This is a genomic window from Nocardia heshunensis, from assembly GCF_054782115.1.
The window spans coordinates 795,094-814,140 of sequence record NZ_BAAGTC010000004.1; the positions used below are offsets into that span (position 1 = coordinate 795,094).

At 69.0% G+C, this 19,047-nt stretch carries 15 protein-coding genes; 10 read left to right on the forward strand and 5 right to left on the reverse strand.

From position 1 onward, the window contains the following. The first annotated feature begins 2 nt into the window (after positions 1-2). The 3 genes from ACYVN4_RS16295 to ACYVN4_RS16305 are packed head-to-tail and all read left to right on the forward strand — an operon-like array spanning position 3 to position 3,300. Positions 3-1,367: an NtaA/DmoA family FMN-dependent monooxygenase gene (locus tag ACYVN4_RS16295; protein ID WP_460721844.1), complete on the forward strand. Its 1,365-nt coding sequence runs from the start codon at positions 3-5 to the stop codon at positions 1,365-1,367. Continuing rightward, entirely contained in the window at positions 1,364-2,167 is an 804-nt protein-coding gene (locus ACYVN4_RS16300; RefSeq protein WP_460721846.1) for a DUF1684 domain-containing protein, read from the forward strand. Before ACYVN4_RS16295 ends, ACYVN4_RS16300 begins: the two co-directional genes overlap by 4 nt. Continuing rightward, complete coding sequence (locus ACYVN4_RS16305; RefSeq protein ID WP_460721848.1) at positions 2,164-3,300, forward strand: LLM class flavin-dependent oxidoreductase; 1,137 nt, start codon at positions 2,164-2,166, stop codon at positions 3,298-3,300. The genes ACYVN4_RS16300 and ACYVN4_RS16305 overlap by 4 nt, the downstream gene beginning before the upstream one ends. A gap of 196 nt (positions 3,301-3,496) precedes the next feature. Here ACYVN4_RS16305 and ACYVN4_RS16310 read toward each other — a convergent pair whose 3' ends face one another. Continuing rightward, complete coding sequence (locus tag ACYVN4_RS16310) at positions 3,497-4,774, reverse strand: ROK family protein (RefSeq protein WP_460721850.1); 1,278 nt, start codon at positions 4,772-4,774, stop codon at positions 3,497-3,499. A 674-nt stretch (positions 4,775-5,448) separates the two neighbouring features. Here ACYVN4_RS16310 and ACYVN4_RS16315 point away from each other — a divergent pair. The 6 genes from ACYVN4_RS16315 to ACYVN4_RS16340 are packed head-to-tail and all read left to right on the forward strand — an operon-like array spanning position 5,449 to position 12,211. Continuing rightward, positions 5,449-6,225 carry a GntR family transcriptional regulator gene (locus ACYVN4_RS16315; RefSeq protein ID WP_460721852.1) on the forward strand — a complete coding sequence of 259 codons (777 nt, stop codon included), beginning with the start codon at positions 5,449-5,451 and terminating at the stop codon, positions 6,223-6,225. Further along, positions 6,225-6,452, forward strand: a complete 228-nt coding sequence (locus tag ACYVN4_RS16320; protein WP_460721854.1) for a 4Fe-4S dicluster domain-containing protein — start codon at positions 6,225-6,227, stop codon at positions 6,450-6,452. Before ACYVN4_RS16315 ends, ACYVN4_RS16320 begins: the two co-directional genes overlap by 1 nt. A gap of 9 nt (positions 6,453-6,461) precedes the next feature. Beyond that, complete coding sequence (locus ACYVN4_RS16325) at positions 6,462-7,853, forward strand: ABC transporter substrate-binding protein (RefSeq protein ID WP_460721856.1); 1,392 nt, start codon at positions 6,462-6,464, stop codon at positions 7,851-7,853. 43 nt (positions 7,854-7,896) lie between these two features. Next, entirely contained in the window at positions 7,897-8,763 is an 867-nt protein-coding gene (locus ACYVN4_RS16330) for an ABC transporter permease (protein WP_460721858.1), read from the forward strand. Then, positions 8,760-9,521 carry an ABC transporter ATP-binding protein gene (locus tag ACYVN4_RS16335; protein ID WP_460721860.1) on the forward strand — a complete coding sequence of 254 codons (762 nt, stop codon included), beginning with the start codon at positions 8,760-8,762 and terminating at the stop codon, positions 9,519-9,521. The genes ACYVN4_RS16330 and ACYVN4_RS16335 overlap by 4 nt, the downstream gene beginning before the upstream one ends. Continuing rightward, positions 9,521-12,211, forward strand: coding sequence for a fumarate reductase/succinate dehydrogenase flavoprotein subunit (locus ACYVN4_RS16340; RefSeq protein WP_460721862.1), 2,691 nt, complete (start codon positions 9,521-9,523; stop codon positions 12,209-12,211). The genes ACYVN4_RS16335 and ACYVN4_RS16340 overlap by 1 nt, the downstream gene beginning before the upstream one ends. 113 nt (positions 12,212-12,324) lie before the next feature. Here the strand turns inward: ACYVN4_RS16340 and ACYVN4_RS16345 are convergent, their stop codons facing one another. Together ACYVN4_RS16345 and ACYVN4_RS16350 are read right to left on the reverse strand one after the other, a co-directional pair. Next, a complete protein-coding gene (locus tag ACYVN4_RS16345) occupies positions 12,325-13,224 on the reverse strand; it encodes an immunity 49 family protein (RefSeq protein ID WP_460721864.1) in 900 nt (299 codons plus the stop codon). 117 nt (positions 13,225-13,341) lie between these two features. Then, positions 13,342-14,943 carry a DUF2207 family protein gene (locus tag ACYVN4_RS16350; protein WP_460721866.1) on the reverse strand — a complete coding sequence of 534 codons (1,602 nt, stop codon included), beginning with the start codon at positions 14,941-14,943 and terminating at the stop codon, positions 13,342-13,344. Positions 14,944-15,041: 98 nt separating this feature from the next. Here ACYVN4_RS16350 and ACYVN4_RS16355 point away from each other — a divergent pair, with 98 nt between their 5' ends. Beyond that, positions 15,042-16,406 carry a neutral zinc metallopeptidase gene (locus tag ACYVN4_RS16355; RefSeq protein WP_460721868.1) on the forward strand — a complete coding sequence of 455 codons (1,365 nt, stop codon included), beginning with the start codon at positions 15,042-15,044 and terminating at the stop codon, positions 16,404-16,406. A gap of 28 nt (positions 16,407-16,434) precedes the next feature. Here the strand turns inward: ACYVN4_RS16355 and ACYVN4_RS16360 are convergent, their stop codons facing one another. Together ACYVN4_RS16360 and ACYVN4_RS16365 are read right to left on the reverse strand one after the other, a co-directional pair. Next, positions 16,435-17,739 (reverse strand): ammonium transporter, encoded by a 1,305-nt coding sequence (locus tag ACYVN4_RS16360; protein WP_460721870.1) that lies wholly within the window; start codon positions 17,737-17,739, stop codon positions 16,435-16,437. A 107-nt stretch (positions 17,740-17,846) separates the two neighbouring features. Then, a complete protein-coding gene (locus ACYVN4_RS16365) occupies positions 17,847-18,680 on the reverse strand; it encodes a hypothetical protein (RefSeq protein ID WP_460721872.1) in 834 nt (277 codons plus the stop codon). Positions 18,681-19,047: the final 367 nt, after the last annotated feature.

The window sequence follows — 19,047 nt, forward strand, 5'->3', positions numbered from 1 at the left end:
CCATGCCGGATCCGCGCCTGCGCAAGCAGATTCACCTGGCCGCCCACTTCCCGGGCGTCAACCACCACACCGTGTGGACCGATCCCGCCTCGGGCAGTCAGATCGACTTCGACTCCTTCGTGCACCTGGCGCGCACCGCCGAGCGCGGACTGTTCGACTTCTTCTTCCTGGCCGAGGGCCTGCGGCTGCGTGAGCACCGCGACCGCATCCACGACCTGGACGTGGTCGGCCGCCCGGACACCTTCACGGTGCTCAATGCGCTTGCGGGCGTCACCACCCATCTCGGTCTCGCGGGCACCATCAACACCACCTTCAACGAACCGTTCGAGCTGGCAAAGCAATTCGCGACGCTGGATCACCTCTCGGGTGGTCGTGCCGCCTGGAACGCGGTCACCTCCTCGGACGCGTTCACCGGCGAGAACTTCCGGCGCGGCGGCTATCTGGAGCACGCCAAGCGCTACACCCGGGCTCGCGAGGTCGTGGACGCCACCCGGGCCCTGTGGGACAGCCGTCCCGACGGTGAGCTCGTGATCGACCGGGAGCGCGGGGTTTTCGCGCCGCCTGTCCCGACCGTGCACTTCTCCAGCGAGCAGTTCGAGATCGACGGGCAGTTCGTGCTGCCGCGCAGTCCGCAGGGCTATCCGGTGCAGATCCAGGCCGGTGACTCCGACGAAGGCCGCGAATTCGCCGCCGCCACCGCCGATGTCATCTTCAGCGCGCACGGCGAACTCGAGGATGGGCAGCGGTTCTACCGGGATGTGAAGGGCCGCCTGGCCAAGTACGGTCGCGGCCGCGATGACCTGAAGATCCTGCCCGCCGCCGGATTCGTGCTCGGCGACACCACGGCCGACGCCCACGAACGAGCGCACCACCTGCGCCGTCAGCAGGTGACCCCGCAGACCGCCATCGCCTTCCTCGAACAGGTCTGGGGCCAAGACCTTTCCGCCTATGACCCGGACGGCCCGCTGCCCGACATCGACCCGGCCGAAGACGTGAACATCACGCGCGGGCGGGTCCGCCACGCCAAGGACCCCCGGGCCATCGCGGACGCCTGGCGGGCCCGCGCCGCGGCCGAGAACCTGTCGATCCGCGCGCTCATCATCGCCACCACCGCCCGCCAGCAGTTCGTGGGCACGCCGCGCGAGGTGGCCGCGGAGCTCGACCGCTACGTCCAGTCCGATGCCGCCGACGGCTTCGTGCTGGTCCCCTACCTGACCCCGACCGGACTCGACGAGTTCGTCGACAAGGTCGTCCCGGAACTGCAGTCCCTGGGCAGCTTCCGCACCGAGTACACCGGCCCGACCCTGCGGCACCACCTCGGGTTGCGCCATCCACACCACGGCACCGAAGGAGTACGCGCCTCATGACCGCTACCGCCACCGAATTCGACCAGCAGTGGTCCACCTTCCGCGCCGAACGCGCCGCCTGGGCGCGGCAACCGCTGGGCTGGCTGAGCCTGACCGCGCTGCACTGGCTCGACGACAAGGACGAGATCGTCGAGGGACTGCCCGGCCGCTGGCGCGCCGAGGGCGAGCACGTCCACGTCACCGTCGAACCGGGTGAGCTGTCGCTCGACGGTTCGGGGCTGTCGGGCTCCGTGGTGCTCACCCCGGGCGAGGGTGCGCCCGGCCTGGAGGTGCGCACCGGCGAGCGCGTCATCGAGGTGATCCGACGCAGCGGCCTGTTCGCCCTGCGCGTGCACGATCCGGAGTCGCCGACCCTGGCCGCCTTCACCGAGATTCCGTCCTACCGGCCCGATCCGACGTGGGTCGTGACCGGTTCCTTCCAGCCGTTCGAGGTGGCGCGCGTCGTGACCACCGGCGCGGTGGTGGCCGGTCTCGAACACCACCACACCGCCACCGGCACGGTCACTTTCGAGCTCGGCGGCGAGCAGCGCACCTTCGTCGTCTTCGGCAACCAGGCGCTCGGCCTGCACGTGCTGTTCACCGACGCGACCAGCGGTGTCACCACCTACGGCGGGGCGCGGCGGCTCGATCTGACCCGGCCCGCCGCCGACGGCACCCTGACCCTCGACTTCAATCGCGCGGTCAATCTGCCCTGCGCGTTCACCGATTACGCCACCTGCCCCCTCGCACCGGCCGAGAACCGATTGCCGCTCGCCGTCGAAGCGGGCGAACAGGATCCGCGAAAGGAGCACGCCGCATGACCATCCCACTCTCGGTCCTGGATCTGGCACCCATCAGCGAGGGATCCACCCCGCAACAGGCGATTCGCAACAGCGTCGACCTGGCCCGGCACGTGGAACGCCTGGGCTATCAACGGTTCTGGGTCGCCGAGCATCACTTCGTCAAGGTCGCCAGCGCCGCGCCGACGACCCTCATCGGATTGATTGCCGCCGCAACGGAATCCATTCGCGTCGGATCGGCGGCCGTGCAACTCGGCCACCACACCTCGATCTCGGTGGTGGAGGCGTTCGGCACCATCGATGCCCTGTACCCGGGTCGCCTGGACCTGGGGCTGGGCCGCTCCGGGCATCGCGGTGACCAGGTGCGTTCGGCGGGCGTGCCGCCGGTGCCCGCCTCGGATCGCCCCACCGAGGTCCGCGATGGCGTGGTGCTGCCACCGCCGTTCTTCCCCGGCCAGCTGCTCGACTTCTCCAGGGTGAAGGCGGCTTTGGGCGCACTGCACCTGCCCGGCGCGCAACCGCTGCCCTACACCGACCAGGTCGAGGACATTCTCGCGCTGCTGGACGGCACCTACGTCACCCCCGACGGCGTCGACCTGCACGCGACCCCCGGCGAGGGCGCGGACATCCAGCCCTGGCTGTTCGGCAGCAGCGGCGGCGAAAGCGCACAGCTGGCAGGACGATTGAGCCTGCCCTTCGCGGCGAACTACCACGTCTCGCCGGGGACCATCGTGGAGACGGTGGAGGCGTATCGCGCGGCCTTCCGCCCCTCGGCGCGTTTCCCGCGCCCATATCTGGTGGTGTCCGCCGATGTGGTGGTGGACGAAACCGATGCCGCCGCACAGCGATTGGCGTCCAGCTACGGCCACTGGGTCTACAGCATCCGAAGCGGTGCGGGCGCCGCCGAGTACCTGGATCCCGAGGCCGCGCCGCCGCTCTCGGATCAGCAGCGCCGCCTGGTCGACGACCGGGTCACCACCCAGTTCGTCGGCGCGCCGGACACCGTGGCCGCTCGCCTGCAGGCGCTGCGCAAGCTCACCGGGGCGGACGAGATCGTGGTCACCAGTGTGGCTTTCGAGCACGCCGACCGATTGCGCTCGCACGAACTGTTGGCGCGCGAATGGGGGCTGACCCCGCAGGTGCGCGCCGCCTGAGACCCCGCCGCCTGCCAGGAAGGGGACTCCGGGACAGGCGGCGGCACCCCGCACCGCGCGCAGGGCCTCGCGCCGGTGCGGGATCGGGGTCGGGCCGGGCCGTGGACCGCCCGGCTCGACCCCACAACCAACCCGATCCGACAGGTAAGAGAAATCCCCGCCGGGCAAGTCCCGGCGGGGATTTCGCGGTTTCGCGCTAGCGCGTGGTGCGGGTGGCGCGGCGCATCGCCGACAGCGGATCGGCGTAGAACACGCTCACCGAGGTCACCGCCGCCGCGAATTCCTGCACCCGGCCACCGAAACGGCTGATCCGCAGATCGGCGGCGGGCAGCGTGGTCGACTCCGCGAACGACTTGGCCACCCGCTCCATGCCGGGTCGCCAGCCGGTGAACGCCTGACCGCCCAGCACCACCCGGTCGGGATTGAACATGTCGCGCACCAGAGCCGCGGTGCGACCGAGGATTTCGGCCCGCTCGATGAGCAGCTCACGCGCGGCGGTGTTCCCGGTGTCGGCGGCCCGGTACAGATCGGTGATGGCCGGACGGCGCGGGGCCTCCGGCTTGGGCAGCACGCCCTTGCGCACCGCGCGCTCCAGCAGGGCGCGCTCACCGATGGTGGCCTCCAAGCAACCGCGCCGGCCGCAGGTGCAATCCACGTCCGAGCCGGTCGGCAGATGCGCGATCGAACCCGGGCCATTGGCGGGCGTGTGCACCCGATCGTGCAGAGTCACTGCCACACCGGCGGTTTCCCGCGCGTAGACCAGCAGGCTGCTGCCCGGCCGGGCCTCCTCGCCCGGCTCGCGCGGGGCCAGCAGCAGCTCGGCCGCGGCCATCGCCTCCACGTGCGCGGAGACCGAGACCGGCAGATCCAGCACGCTGCTGAACACCGCGGCCACCGGTGCGGCCGTCCAGCCCAGGCGCGGATGATCGACCACGCCCGCGGCCGGATCCACCCGGCCGGCCAGCGCCACGCCGGTCCACAGCGGCCGCCGCCGCGGCAAACGGTCGAGGAAGGCCTTGGCACTGCGGGCCACTATGGTCAGCGCCGCGTCCTGACCCGTTTGGGGCGTGGCGATTTCGAGGCCGCCGAGAATGCGGCCGGACAGGTCCGCGGCCACGATGCGGGTGACGGTGAAGCCGATGTGCACACCCAGCGTCACGTACGTGTCGGTATCGACCTCGAACGGGACGCGCGGGCGGCCCACCGCGCCGGAGGCGGTGAGGTCGGCGCGCTCGCGCAGCAGTCCGGCCGAAAGCAGCGCGGACACTTGGCGATTCACGGTGGCGATGCTCAAACCCGTGGTCTGCGCGGCGATATCGCGGAAGATCGGTCCACGGGTGGCGGCGCGCAGGACCGCGGCCGCCGGGTTGTCGGTGATGCGCAGCTCCGGCGGGACCGCGGGACGGGCCGGAGCCAGCCGCGCGGTGGCGGCGGTAGCGGTGCCGTGGGGACGTTCAAGGATGGGACTGGACACTTTTGGAATCCTTGCTGCGGTCCCGCCTGGCTTCAGGGGGACGTATGCCTACATGAGGGCTGTGCAGCGAGGAACCCGTATTCGAGGAGGCGGATCACGCCTGGGGAATCGGGCTCAGAACTCGGCTGCGGTGCGGCAGGAACAACACAGTTCCCGTTGCCGCGGCAGCCGAACGCCCAGCGCGACGGTCACATAGGTGACCCGCGGCGCGGAGAGAGGGCGACTGGCAGACATGGGATCAAAGTATCATTGCGATCACGTCGAACGGAAGGCGTGCGCGCTCGCCCCGGCAACCCGGGCACCGTTCGAGGCTCCTGCCTCAAACCCTTCGGGCAACCTTCGAAACCGCCGAATCTTTTGCGTCTGTTGATATTTCACGCCATCATCGGGGTGATGGCGGAAACCCGCGAAGAGTGGCGCACGCCACGTCACGCTCTCACATCTCGAGAAATCGACCCGCTTATTCCGCTCACCCTGATTTCAAGGCGACCGACCGCGACCGGGGTGGCGCAATAGCCCGAATCGCGGGCATTCCAGCAGGCCGCGCGTTGGTGCGGGCGGCGCAAACGCGCACCGCCCGCACCGGGCGATGGTGAGCCCCGAGCAGCCCGTCTTTCCGCCGCTACAGTTCTGAAATCGCAGGTCAACGGCCCAGTAATCGCAGATCGAAGGGCATGGAAGGAGTTCAGGTGTCGCCGGAACCGGTACCGTTGCGCGCCCCCGAACGGCGCGCCGATCGCGCCCGTCAGGTGGCGGATGTATTGCGCCAGCAGATTCACGCGGGCACCTTCGACCGCGCCCTGCCGGGCGAACCCGAACTGTCCGCCGAATTCGCGGTGTCGCGCAATACCGTCCGCGACGCGCTCGCATTGCTGAAGGACGAGGGCCTGATCGAGCGCGCCCCGAAGGTCGGCACCCATGTCGCCCGCCGCAAATACGACCACGGCCTCGACGCCCTGCTCGGTCTGAAGGAGACCCTGCGCGGCCACGGCGAGGTGCACAACGAGGTGCGCGCCGCGCGGCGGGTCACCCCGCCGCCCGCGGTCGCCCGCAAGCTGCGGCTCGCGCCGGGGGAGCAGGCCGTCTACATCGAGCGCCTGCGCTACCTCGGCGACCTGCCGCTCAGCCTGGACCTCACCTACCTGGTCCCCGACATCGGCGACGAGGTCATCACCCGGGACCTGGAGACCAATGACGTCTTCGCCCTGATCGAGCAGATCGGCGGCGGCCCGCTCGGGTCCGCGGACCTGGCGCTGGAGGCCATCACCGCCGACGCCCACTCGGCCATGACCCTGCAGATGCCCGAGGGCGGCGCCCTGCTGCTGCTCGAACGGCTCACCAAACTCGAGGACGGCCGCCCGGTCGACCTGGAATACATCCGGATGCGCGGCGACCGGATCACCATGCGCGGCAGCCTGATCCGGCCGCCGGACGATTGGAGCCTGGCCTGATGGCCCTTATCGAGCAGCGGGCGGACGTCCCGGTGACCATCGACGAATCGCTCTGCATCCAGGGCTGCACGCTGTGCGTGGAGATCTGCCCGCTGGATTCGCTGGCGATCAACCCCGACAACGGCAAGGCGTTCATGCACGTCGACGAGTGCTGGTACTGCGGCCCGTGCGCCGCGCGCTGTCCCACCGGCGCGGTCACCGTCAATATGCCCTACCTGCTGCGTTGAGGAAATGTCATGCTGTGGACCTTTCGTGAAATCCACCCCACCCGGATCGCCGCGCTCGCCGCGGCCCTCGCCCTGACCGCGTCGGGCTGCTCGCTCGAGAGCACCGGCGGCGGTGACACCGTCAAGGTCGTCATCGGCTACCAGTCCAAGACCATCAACACCGTCACCGCCGGAACCCTGCTGAAGGCCAAGGGCTTTCTGGAGCAGCGCCTGAACAACCTGAACAACGGCCACAAGTACCAGGTCGAGTGGCAGGACTACGACACCGGCGCACCCATCACCGCGCAGATGGTGGCGGAGAAGATCGACATCGGCTCGATGGGCGACTACCCGTTGCTGATCAACGGATCTCGCACCCAGGCCAACGAGCGCGCCAAGACCGAACTGGTCTCCATCACCGGCTACAACCCCAAGGGCGCGCTGAACATGGTGGTGGTCGCGCCGGACTCCAAGGCGCAGTCGATCACCGACCTGGCCGGGCAGAAGGTCTCGGCCAGCGTCGGCTCCGCCGGGCACGGCACGCTCGTGCAGGCGCTGACCCGCGCCGGTATCGATCCCAAGAACGGGGTCGAGGTGCTCAACCAGCAGCCCCAGATCGGTTCCTCCGCACTGGAATCCGGTCAGGTGGCGGCGCTGTCGCAGTTCGTGGCCTGGCCCGGCCTGCTGGTGTTCCAGAACAAGGCCAAGCTGCTCTACGACGGCGCGGAACTCGATGTCCCGACCTTCCACGGCGTCGTCGCCCGTCGCGACTACGCCGCCCAGCACCCGGAGGTGCTCGATGCCTTCCTGCAGGCCCAGTTGGACGCCACCGATTTCATCCACCAGCACCCCGTGGCGGCGGCGCAGGTGGTCGCCGACAACTCCGGGCTGGCCCCGGAGGTCGTGTACCTCTACAACGGGCCGGGCGGAACCTCCTTCGACACCACGCTGAAGCCGTCGCTCATCGCCGCCTTCAAAGGCGATGTGCCGTACCTGAAGTCGATCGGCGACTTCGCCGACCTCGATATCGACAAGTTCGTCGACCCGGCGGCATTGAAGCAGGCGTACCAGGAACGTGGACTGAACTACGACGCCGAACTCGGCAACAACGCCAACCCGCTGCCGGGTGCGGGCGGCGAACTGTGGCTCGCCGGGGAGACCGCCACCCAATCGGTCGGCGACGCCAACGCGCTGCTGCGCGCGGTGAAACAGGCTCGCGCACAGGGCAAGACGGTCCGCGCCGCCTACGTCCCCGACGCCGAGCTCGGCACCCGCTGGTTCGCCGACAAGGCGCTGTGGGTGCACGACGGCGACAACTACCTGCCCTTCACCACGCAGGCCGCCGTCCAGCGCTACCTGGCGCAGCACCCCACCGGCAAGGTCGTCGGCTACGACCAGGCCGTGACCGAGGTGCGGTCGTGAGGACCGTGCGGATGGGCGCAGCGACCCGGTGGGTGGTGCCGCGATGAGCGCCACCACCGTCGCGCCGCTGGAGATTTCGCGCACGGATACGGCGCGTCCGGCCACCGGTGCGCGGGCGCGGGCCGGGCGGTCGGCGTGGGTCTCGCGGCTGGTTCGGATCGCCTCCGTGCTCGCGGCCGTCGGGGTCTGGCAGTGGCTGACCTCGCAGCACATTCGGGTGTGGGTGCGGTTCGATACGCTGCCGACCGTCACCCAGATCGTGCGGGCGTTCCAGCATCAACTGGGCACCGACGCCTACTATCTCGACCTCGGGCAGTCGTTGATCCGCATCCTCACCGGATTCGGCCTGGCGGCCGTGCTGGGCGTGGGCAGCGGTGTGGCACTGGGTCGTTCGCGCTGGTTCGCCGACATCCTCGGCCCGCTGACCGAGCTGGCCCGGCCGATTCCGGCCATCGCCATCGTGCCCGTCGCCATCCTGCTGTTCCCCGACGACGAGGCCGGGATCGTGTTCATCACCTTCCTGGCCGCGTTCTTCCCGGTCATGGTCGCCACCCGGCACGCGGTGCGGGCGTTGCCGACCATCTGGGAAGAATCGGTGCGCACGCAGGGCGGCACGCGGTTCGACGTGCTGTGGCGGGTGGTGCTGCCGGGCAGCCTGCCCGGCGTGTTCAGCGGACTGTCCACCGGGATCGGCGTGGCCTGGATCTGCGTGGTGTCGGCCGAGATGATCTCGGGCCGTTTGGGTGTCGGCTATCGCACCTGGCAGGCATACACCATCGTCGATTATCCGGGCGTGTTCGTCGGGATCATCACCATCGGCGTGCTCGGCTACACCACCTCGGCGGCAGTGGAATTCATCGGCAGGCGCGTCACGCATTGGCTGCCGCGTGGCGAGGAGACGGTGAAATGACCACGACCGGAATGGAACTGACCCTCGACCGGGTGGCGCTGTCCTACACCGGCGCGCCCGTGATCACCGACCTGTCGCTCACCGTGCATCCCGGCGAGATCCTCATCCTCACCGGCCCCTCCGGCTGCGGAAAGTCGACCGTGCTGCGGGCCCTGGCCGGACTGCTGCGGCCGGACTCGGGCCGGGTGCTGGCCGACGGGATCGACGTGACCGGCACCGACCGCGACCGCGCCGTCGTCTTCCAGGACAACGCGCTGCTGCCGTGGAAGACGGTGCGCGCCAATATCGAACTGGCGCTGCGGCTGCGCGGCGAACCCCGCGCCGGGCGGCGCTCCCTGGCCGACCGGTGGATCGCCGAGATCGGGCTCACCGGATTCGCCGACTTCCTGCCCAAATCCCTGTCCGGCGGCATGCGGCAACGCGTGCAGTTGGCGCGTGGGCTGGCGGGTGCACCGCGCGCGGTCATGATGGACGAACCCTTCGGCGCGCTCGACGCCCAGACCCGAAATACCATGCAGCGCCTGCTGATCGATACCCTGCGCACGCACCCGGCGACCGTCGTCTTCGTCACCCACGACGTGGACGAGGCGCTGCTGCTCGGCGACCGCATCGCGGTGCTGGGCCGTGCGGGTGCACCGCTGCGCACCCTGCGGGACGTCCCCCGCCCGCGCGAATCCGGCGTCGACCGCTCCGCCCTACGCACCGAAATCATTGCCGCCCTCGATCATTCGGGCGAGCTCACGGAGGCTCTGAACTGATGGACATCCCCGATCTCGACGACACCACCCGCCTGGACTGCGATGTGCTGGTCATCGGCGGCGGCACCGCGGGCACCATGGCCGCGCTCACCGCCGCCGAAGCGGGCGCGAACGTGCTGCTGCTGGAGAAGGCGCACGTCCGCCACTCGGGCGCGCTCGCCATGGGGATGGACGGCGTCAACAATGCCGTCATCCCCGGCAAGGCCGAACCCGAGGACTACGTCGCCGAGATCACCCGCGCCAATGACGGAATCGTCAACCAGCGCACCATCTATCAGACCGCCACCCGCGGTTTCGCCATGGTGCAGCGGCTGGAACGCTACGGGGTGAAGTTCGAGAAGGACGCCTACGGCGAGTACGCGGTGCGCCGCGTGCACCGGTCCGGGTCGTACGTGCTGCCCATGCCGGAGGGCAAGGACGTCAAGAAGGCGCTGTATCGCGTGCTGCGGCAACGCACGATGCGCGAACGCATCCGGATCGAGAACAGGCTCATGCCGGTGCGGGTGCTGACCGACAACGGCCGCGCGGTCGGTGCGGCCGCATTGAACACGCGCACAGGCGAATTCGTGGCCGTCGCCGCGAAGGCCGTTATCCTCGCCACCGGTCCCTGCGGTCGGCTCGGCCTGCCCGCCTCCGGCTACCTCTACGGCACCTACGAGAACCCCACCAATGCGGGCGACGGCTACGCCATGGCCTATCACGCGGGCGCGGAGCTCTCCGGTATCGAATGCTTCCAGATCAACCCGCTCATCAAGGATTACAACGGCCCGGCCTGCGCCTACGTCGCGAATCCGTTCGGCGGCTACCAGGTCAACGCGCTCGGCGAACGCTTCGTGGACTCGGACTACTGGTCCGGGCAGATGATGGCCGAGGTGAAGCGGGAGATCGAATCCGCGCGCGGGCCCATCTATCTGAAGGTCTCACACCTGCCCGAGGAGACCCTCGAGGCCCTCGAAGGCATCCTGCACACCACCGAACGCCCCACCCGCGGCACCTTCCATGCCAATCGCGGCCACGACTACCGCACCCACGACATCGAGATGCACATCTCCGAAATCGGTTTGTGCAGTGGACATTCCGCCTCCGGCGTGTGGGTCGACGAACATGCCCGCACGACGGTTTCGGGCCTCTACGCCGCCGGTGACCTGGCCTGCGTCCCGCACAACTACATGATCGGCGCGTTCGTCTATGGCGATCTCGCGGGTGCACACGCCGCCACGACCCTCGACGAGGTCCCCGCACCGGCCGACCTGCCCGCCGATCAGCTCGCCGCCGCCCACGAACTCGTCTACCGGCCGCTGCGCCACCCCGACGGTCCGCCGCAACCCCAGGTCGAATACAAGCTGCGCCGCTTCGTGAACGACTATGTGGCCCCGCCCAAGACGGCCACCAAACTCTCCCTGGCCATCGAGACCTTCGACCGCATGCGCGACGATCTCGACGGGATGGGCGCCCGCACCCCGCACGAACTCATGCGCTGCGCCGAGGTGAGCTTCATTCGCGACTGCGCGGAAATGGCGGCCCGCTCCTCACTCACCCGCACCGAATCCCGGTGGGGGCTCTACCACGAGCGCGCCGACCTGCCCGAACGCGACGATGTCGAATGGCGCTACCACCTGAACCTGCGCAAGGGCGCCGACGGGGAGATGGAATTCCTGAAGCGCCCGGTCGCACCGTATTTCGTCCCGGTTCCCGGCTTCGACGACCTGCCATCGGACGACCCCGCAGTCATCGCCGTGGAGCAACCGACGGTCCTCGGGACGCCGCCGAGCCTGGACGCACAGCTTCGCACCCACTCGACCCCGGTGGCGAAAGAACTTGTCGCGCCGGGTATCGCACTGCTGCTCGCTCTCGACGCACCCGACGTCGCCGAACTGGCCCCGTTCCTTGCCGATCCCGATCCGCGGGTGCGGGCCACCGCGCTGTCGGTCCTCACCGAACACACTCCCGACGGTTTCGCGGACCCGCTCATCGACGCGCTCGCGGACCAGGATGCGCGGGTGCGCGCGACCGCCGTCGCCGGTCTGCGCGAGCTGGTCGAAATCCTGCCCGCCGCAGCCGGTCTCGCGAGCCACGTCGACTCCCCGGATCCGATCGTGCGTGCCGCCGTGGTGGATCTACTGCGCGCCCTCCGGACCGGCAGCCCCGAACTCTTCGCGAAGGCAGCCGTCGACGCCGACCACCGCGTGCGCGTCCAGGCGGTCCAGGGCCTGGTGTCCCTGGACGATTGGCACGCGCTGACCGCCGCCGCCCACGACGACAACCGTGAGGTACGGATCGCGGCCGCGCGGGGCCTCGCCACCATCGGCGGGGGCGGGGCGAACACCGTCCGCACCCTGCTCGGCGACCGCGACCCGCTGGTGCGGGCCGCGGCGCTCACGGCGCTCGGCAGGCTGGGCACGGTGGTGGACACCGCGACTTTGACCGCCGCATTGGGTGATTCGGCCTGGCAGATCCGCGAGGGCGCGGCCCGCGGACTCGCGGCGGTGGGACCCGACCACGCCGCCGAGCCGCTGCGCACCGCCCTTGCCGACATTCACCCCGACATCCGTAAGGCCGCGGTGCTCACACTCAGTACGTGGCCCGAATCCGCCGCGGCTCGCGTCGCCCTGGATGCCGCGCTCGCCGACAGCGACGCCGACGTCCGCGCCTACGCTCGTCGAGCGCTGGCCGTTCACGCCGACGGCTGACCGCAGGGAAAGACCCCGTCATTCCGGCGCGTTCTTGGCCGGAATCCAGCACAGCGGTGTGGATCCCGGCCAACAACATGCCGGGATGACGGGGGGAACCGCCGGCCGGCCGCTCAGCCTGCCGTGGCGCGGTACAGCAATCCGGCTGGTAGGTATCCGGTGTCGATGCTCGGCCGCATGCCGCGATCCACCGCCAGGCAGGCGACCGCCAGCAGCGGCCAGGCGATGAAGCCCTCCGGATCGAGCCAGCGCGGCTGGGCCTCCCAGAAGCTCCGGTGGAATTCCAGGCCCTCCACCAGGGCGGTGTCGAATTCGGCGGCCTCACCGCGCAATACCGCGTCCAGCAGGCACAGCGCGGAGTAGGCGATGGTGAGCGCGTAGTCGTCGCCCGCGGTGGCCTGCACATCCACCGCGGCCTCGATGCCGTCGACGATGACCGTCTCCGCTGCCGGATCACCGGTCCACACCCGCTGCCAGGCATCCGCCCACAGGTACAGGCAGCGCTCCGCGGGATACCCGGTCCGGGTGGTCGCCGACAGCGGGTAGCCGGGACTGCCGGGCGCGCCGAGCAGGAAGCCGAGCAGCTCCGGATCGCGTCCGATCAGCGCGGGCCACAGCCCGTTGAGCAGATCCGCCACCGTCGGCGGCGCGACCACGCCGCCCCCGGCCGGGACCGTCCACCGTGCTCCCGCCAGCGTCACCTCGAGCGGCTCCTGCCCGGCGTGCCGGGCGACCGCCCGCAGCCGGGTTGCCTGTGCCGCCGCCGAATCCGCGACCGCCCGCCGCACCCCGTCGGTCGCGCCGTGCGGATCGTCCAGGGTGAGGTACCCGGCGATGGCCCGCGAGCACCACGCCACATCGGCGAGCACCGCCTGCGGATTCTGCACCAGGTACTCCGCGCGCAGCGCGGCCGTCCGGACCCGCACCGCGCGGCCGAAACCGGCATCCGTATTACGGATAGCGGTGGGATTGCTCAAATCCTGAGCATTCAGCGCGAGATGACGGTCGGTCATGGGACTTCGATGACTATCGGCGTGGCCAGCGATATTGCTGAGAGATTGCTCACGGCGCGACAATAGCGGACTCCGACCCCTCGTACATCGGTCGGGATATCGGTCGATCCGGGCGTGTCATCGCTGGTCCGCGCCCCGGAACAGACCCTCCACGGCGGTGATGAAGTACGGGAAATGCGCGCCGAATCCGTGCAGCCGGCGATCGCCCTCGAAGCCGCCGAACCAGTACACGCCGGGACTGCCGTCCGCCGTCGGATCGAGCTCCCGGAAGGTACGCACCCACTGGTCGCCGCGCCGCGCCGCCACCAGGAACGGCAAGGCCCGCGAGAACACCAGCTCCTGATCCGCCGCCGGAATCCGCTGCGGCACAATCGCATCCAAGCCGCGCTGCATGGCCTGCACTTCCCGGGTCAGCTCCCGGCCCAGCACCGTGCGGGCGGGCAGGTAGCGCGGCAGCAGCAGCGCGGCGACGCCACCCAGGGCAATGGCCACGCCGACCAGGGCGTGCCGCTGTGGGCCCACGGCCAGCGCGACGGTGGCGATCACGCCCAGCGCGATCAGCGCTGCGCCGAGCCAGAATTCGAGACCACGGCGGGTGCGGTCGACGAAGACACCCGCGGCCACCGCATCATCGATCAGGGCCTTACGCACGGCCTTCGCGTCGAGCTTGCCGCGGAGCTCGGACAACAGCACCGAATCCGAGCCCTCCGGAATCAGTGCCGCGTAAACCGCGCGTTCGTACCGCGACAGCTGCTCGTCGGCCGGGTTCACCCGGGCGAAGCGCCAATCCGACTCGCTCTCCCGACTCACCCAGACGTAGTTGCGTACCGCCAGATCCACCACCGTGGCGGCCATATCCGGCGCATCGGCGTGCCCGTCCAGCAGCAGCCCGGCCGTACTGGGCAGGATGCCCTCCGGGGAGGAGAACACGACGTGATCGCCCTCGCGCATCAGCGGATCCAGCACCTCGGTCCCCGCCGGACCCGAACGCCGCGACCACACCACGTATCCCGCCGCAAGTGCCAGCGCCGCGAGCAGCACCCCGAAGGCGGCGTAGACCGGGCCGGTCAGCGAGAAAGCGTTGGGCGCATTGTTGTCGTGGACATCCGCATTGGCCTTCACGGTGTTCGGCGGCAGCTGCAGCGTCACATCCAGAATGTCGCCCTTGTGGAGATCGGTCTTCGTCAGATGCGCGAAGCCGTCCGGTTCCACGCGAATATCGGCGCAGTCCTGTGGATTTCCCGGCGGTCCGATGGTGCACTTGGTGATGCCCATGCGGAAGCTCGGGCTCGACACCGTCGCATCGATGGACGCGACATCGGTGTTCAGCACGCCGGTCCACTGGAACACCTGCGCGCCCGTGGCGTCACTGACGGTGTTGTGCACGGTGTATTTGAAGGTCGCCGACCCGGGCCGCGCGTGGATGGTGAACACGTCGTCGGCGACATTCGCCTCGCCGTCCCCATCGGCGGACACATCGGTCACCTGGAAATTGCGCTGCACGCTCGCGCCGGTCTGCACCCGCAGTGGAACGACCTGCCGAAAGTCCCCGCCCTCAGGCACTTTCACGGTTTCGGTGACCCGCAGCAGACCGTCGTCGCCCAGATTCACCTCCGCGGTGATATCCACACCGCTCGCCTGCGCGCCCGCGGACGGCGCCGCCATCCCGGCCAGCGCGAGCAGCAGCGCGACGAGGGCGGCCCCCCGGAAAATCTGCATGACTGTGCACTCTAGCCAGCTTGCTATTCTTCCTCAGCGGCAAGGCGCAGGACTATGGAGCCGGCAGGTTATCTCTGAGAAACGAGGGGGTGCGGGGGATGACTCGCCCACCGTCCGATCACGGACCGACGCCCCCGGGCCAGCGCCCCGGGCCACCGCCCGGAAACCAGCCGCCCCAAGGCAATCCACCGGTCCCGCCCCAGCAGTTCCCGGCCGTCCCGCCGCAGGGCGGCACGCCGGGTCCCCAGCAGCCGCCGCCCGGTCGACAGCCGCCGCCCGGATACCCACGGCCGCAGGGTAATCCCCAGCAGCCGGGGCGACCCACCCCGCCGTCCGGGTATCCCAAGCCGGGTTATCCACAGCCCTCGGGTTATCCACAACAGCCCGGCATGCCGCCGCGCCAGGGTTATCCACAGCAGCCCGGCGTGTCCGCACCCCGCCCGGGTTACCCGCCGCAGCAGGGCTTTCCATCGCAGCCCGGCTACGGCCAGCAGCCGTACGGCCAGGCTCGTCCCGGCTACCGCGCCCCCATGCCGCCACCGGTGGTGGCCCCGCCGACCGGTGCGATCCCGGTGGCCCGCCCGGTCCCGCGGCGTCGCGGCCGGGTCGGCGCGCTGCTGATCATCCTCATCCTGCTGGTGACCGGCGTGCTGCTGCGCACCGCCATCACCACGGGCCTGACATCCATCAGCGCGGGCTCGAACGTCAAGACCACCTATGCCGGTGACTCCGGCGGCGACAACCACGGTGTCCAGGCCACCTCGGACAATCCGCTGCTCACCAATGCCGACTACACCCTGCTGCCCGCCAAATGCGCGTACACGCCGTGGGGCACCCAGGTCGAGGTGGCGCGCAAGTTCTTCCAAACCGCCGCCGACTGCCTGCAGACGGCGTGGAAACCCTTGTTCGACAAGATGAATCTGCCGTTCGAACCGCCGAAGTTGAACGTGTCCGCCGACACCAACGGGATCACCACCCTGTGCACCGGCAACTCGAACAACTTCGCCGCCTTCTACTGCTCGGCGGATATGACCATCTATATGCCGATCAGTCAGCTGCAGACCGATCTGTTCGGCAACAACTGGGTCGTCTACCTGTCGGTCTTCGCGCACGAATACGGCCACCACGTGCAGGCGCAGGCGGGCATCCTCGGCAAGGTGCATGCCCAGCGCCGGGACGCCGGGGCCAGCAGCACCCTCGGCCTGGAACTCTCGCGCCGCACCGAACTGCAGGCCCAGTGCTTCGACGGCATGTACCTGTCGTCCTCCGACAATGGCGGCTCACTGACCAACGCGCAGATCAGCGTGGCCACCAACGACGCCTACCACCGCGGCGACGGTCCCGGCGACATGCGCGATCACGGCACCGCCCAGAACATGGGCGGCTGGTTCGAGATCGGCTACACCAAGGACCGTGCCATGCAGTGCAATACCTTCAGCGTTCCGGCCAGCAAGGTGAACTGACCGCGGTCGGTTCACCGTGCCGATGGGGTCAGTGCCCCTGCGGCTTACCGATCCGGCTCGGCGAATGCCCGTGCACGCCTTCGGCATACGCGGTCTCGGCGTGCAGCGCGAAGTCGACGCCACCGAGCTCGTCCTCCCGGCTGACCCGGAAACCGATGGTCTTGTCCAGCACCTTGCCCAGCAGGAACGTCACCCCGAAGGCGAAGCCCGCCACCACGATCACACCCAGCGCCTGCTTGCCGAGCTGCGAGAGCCCACCGGCGTAGAACAGGCCGCGCTTGCTGTCCGCGCCGGTCATCACCCGGGTAGCCAGGAAACCGATCAGCAGGGTGCCGATGATGCCGCCCATGAAGTGCACGCCCACCACGTCGAGCGAATCGTCGTAGTTGCCCTTGAACTTCCAGCTCACCGCGAACGAACACACCACGCCCGCGGCCAGACCCACGACCACCGCACCCGTCGTATTGATGTACCCGCACGACGGCGTGATGGCGACCAGACCCGCCACCGCGCCCGAGGCCGCGCCGAAGGTGGTCGGCTTGCCGTCGCGGCGCGCCTCCACCACCAGCCAGCCCAGCATGCCCAGGCAGCCCGCCACCAGCGTGTTCAGAAATACCGCCGAGGCAATGCCATTGGCGGACAGGGCGGAACCGGCATTGAACCCGAACCACCCGAACCACAGCAGACCCGCGCCCAGCAGCACGAACGGCAGATTGTGCGGCCGCATGGCATCCAGCTTGAAACCCACGCGCGGGCCCAGCACGATCGCCATGGCCAATGCCGAAGCGCCCGACGCGATCTCGACCACCAGGCCGCCCGCGTAATCGAGCGTGCCCAGGCGCTGCAGCCAGCCGTCCGGTGTCCACACCCAGTGTGCGATCGGCGCGTACACGATCAGCGCCCACACCGGAACGAAGATCATCCACGCCGAGAACTTGGCGCGATCGGCGATCGCGCCGCTGATCAACGCCACCGTCAAAATCGCGAAGGTGAGCTGGAAGGTGACGTACAAGAGCTCCGGCACCCCTGCCCCGGTCTGCGAATCGACCACGAACACCGTGTCCGGATTGATCCCCGCGAGGCCGAAATGCCCGAGATCGCCGATGATTCCACCGCCCGCGTCATCCCCGAACGCGAGGCTGTACCCACCGAACAGCCAGGCCACCGTCACCAGCGGAATCGAGATGAAGCTCATCATCAGCATGTTGAGCACGCCGCTCGAACGCACCATGCCGCCGTAGAAGATCGCCAATCCGGGCGTCATGAGCAGCACCAGCGCGGTGGCGGCCAACAGCCAGGCCGTCGCCGCCGGGTCGATATGGGGTGTTGGCATCCGGGAACTCCTCTTCCACGCGCGATCGCGTTTCGTGGAAGTTACCGAATCCTCACGTTAAGGCGCTGTTACAAATATGCGGGTTAGGAAACCCGTCCGTAACACCCCTAGCTGCGCTGTTCCCGGCTCTTCTTGTTCAAGGCGCGCAATCCGCGCGGGCCGGGCACCGGATTGCCGTCGTCGAGCGCCATCCACTCGGCGGTCACCAGCCACTGCTGCTGCATGCGCGCGTCGGCTGTGTCGTTGAACACCCGCCGCCCACGGTCGTCGCGCAGTTCGTAGGCCAGCACCGACCAGCGCGGCGGGCGGCCCTGCTCGGCCATTTGATCGCGCAGATAGGCGGTGACCAGCGTGCCGATGGTGTTCACCGGTCGCAGCGACACCCGGTTCCCGTACCGGGCGGCATGGAAACGCCTTCCGGCGCACAGGGATCGGGGCGTGGCGTTGTAGGCGATCCAGCCCGCGCGCTGCGCGCGCTCGATGAGCCACAGATGCTTGATGGCGGTCGGGGCGATCTCGCCCACCCGATCGCGGATCAGGTCGATGACGGGTTCGGTCAGCAGAATGTCGCGCCGCGTGGGGCCGGTGCCGTGCGCGACCCAGTATTCGTCGGTGACCTTGGCCAGTACCCGCCCGAAGTCGTCGATGCTGCGCTGCGCGCGGCGGCCCAGCCGCTCGATCCGATCGGCCTCGGCTCGCATGTCGTTCTGCACGATGAGGGTGCGAATGGCCGCCATGGTCGGCACCTGGCCGCGCTGCAGCAGTTCCAGAATGGCGTTCGCGGTGGCCGGGTCGGCGGCGGCCGACACCGGTAGCGAATCACGCTTGATGTCGTAGTCGCTCGGGCTGATGGCTCGACTGAGCAGTCCGACCGCGGCGATGTCGCCCGCGAATTCGGTACTGGAGAGCCAGGCTGTGGCGATGTCGTCATGCGACGGCACTTGGCATTTCCTCCGGGAATTTGGTTGTGCCCCGGTCGGGATGAGGGACCGGCCGGGGCAACCAACCTGATGAAGGTTTGGCTACCGAAGTTGCCGATGTCCACGGTAGCCAAACGATTGCGATCTTGCCGCATCGATTGACTGGATCGTTATGTCCGCTCTGTGGAGTTGAAACCGAACGTAAGTCTGTATCTGGTGACGTAGCAGGTGAGGCGGGTTCGGCAATCCCTGTCTAAAGACACGCTAAGAATTTGCTGTGAGCGTGAACGAGATATCCGTTCGGGTCGGTCGGTTTTGAGCGGGGCTCGAGATTGGACGTGATTTGTGTCACACGATCGACGGTCCTCCGGACGGAAGCGACGTACCG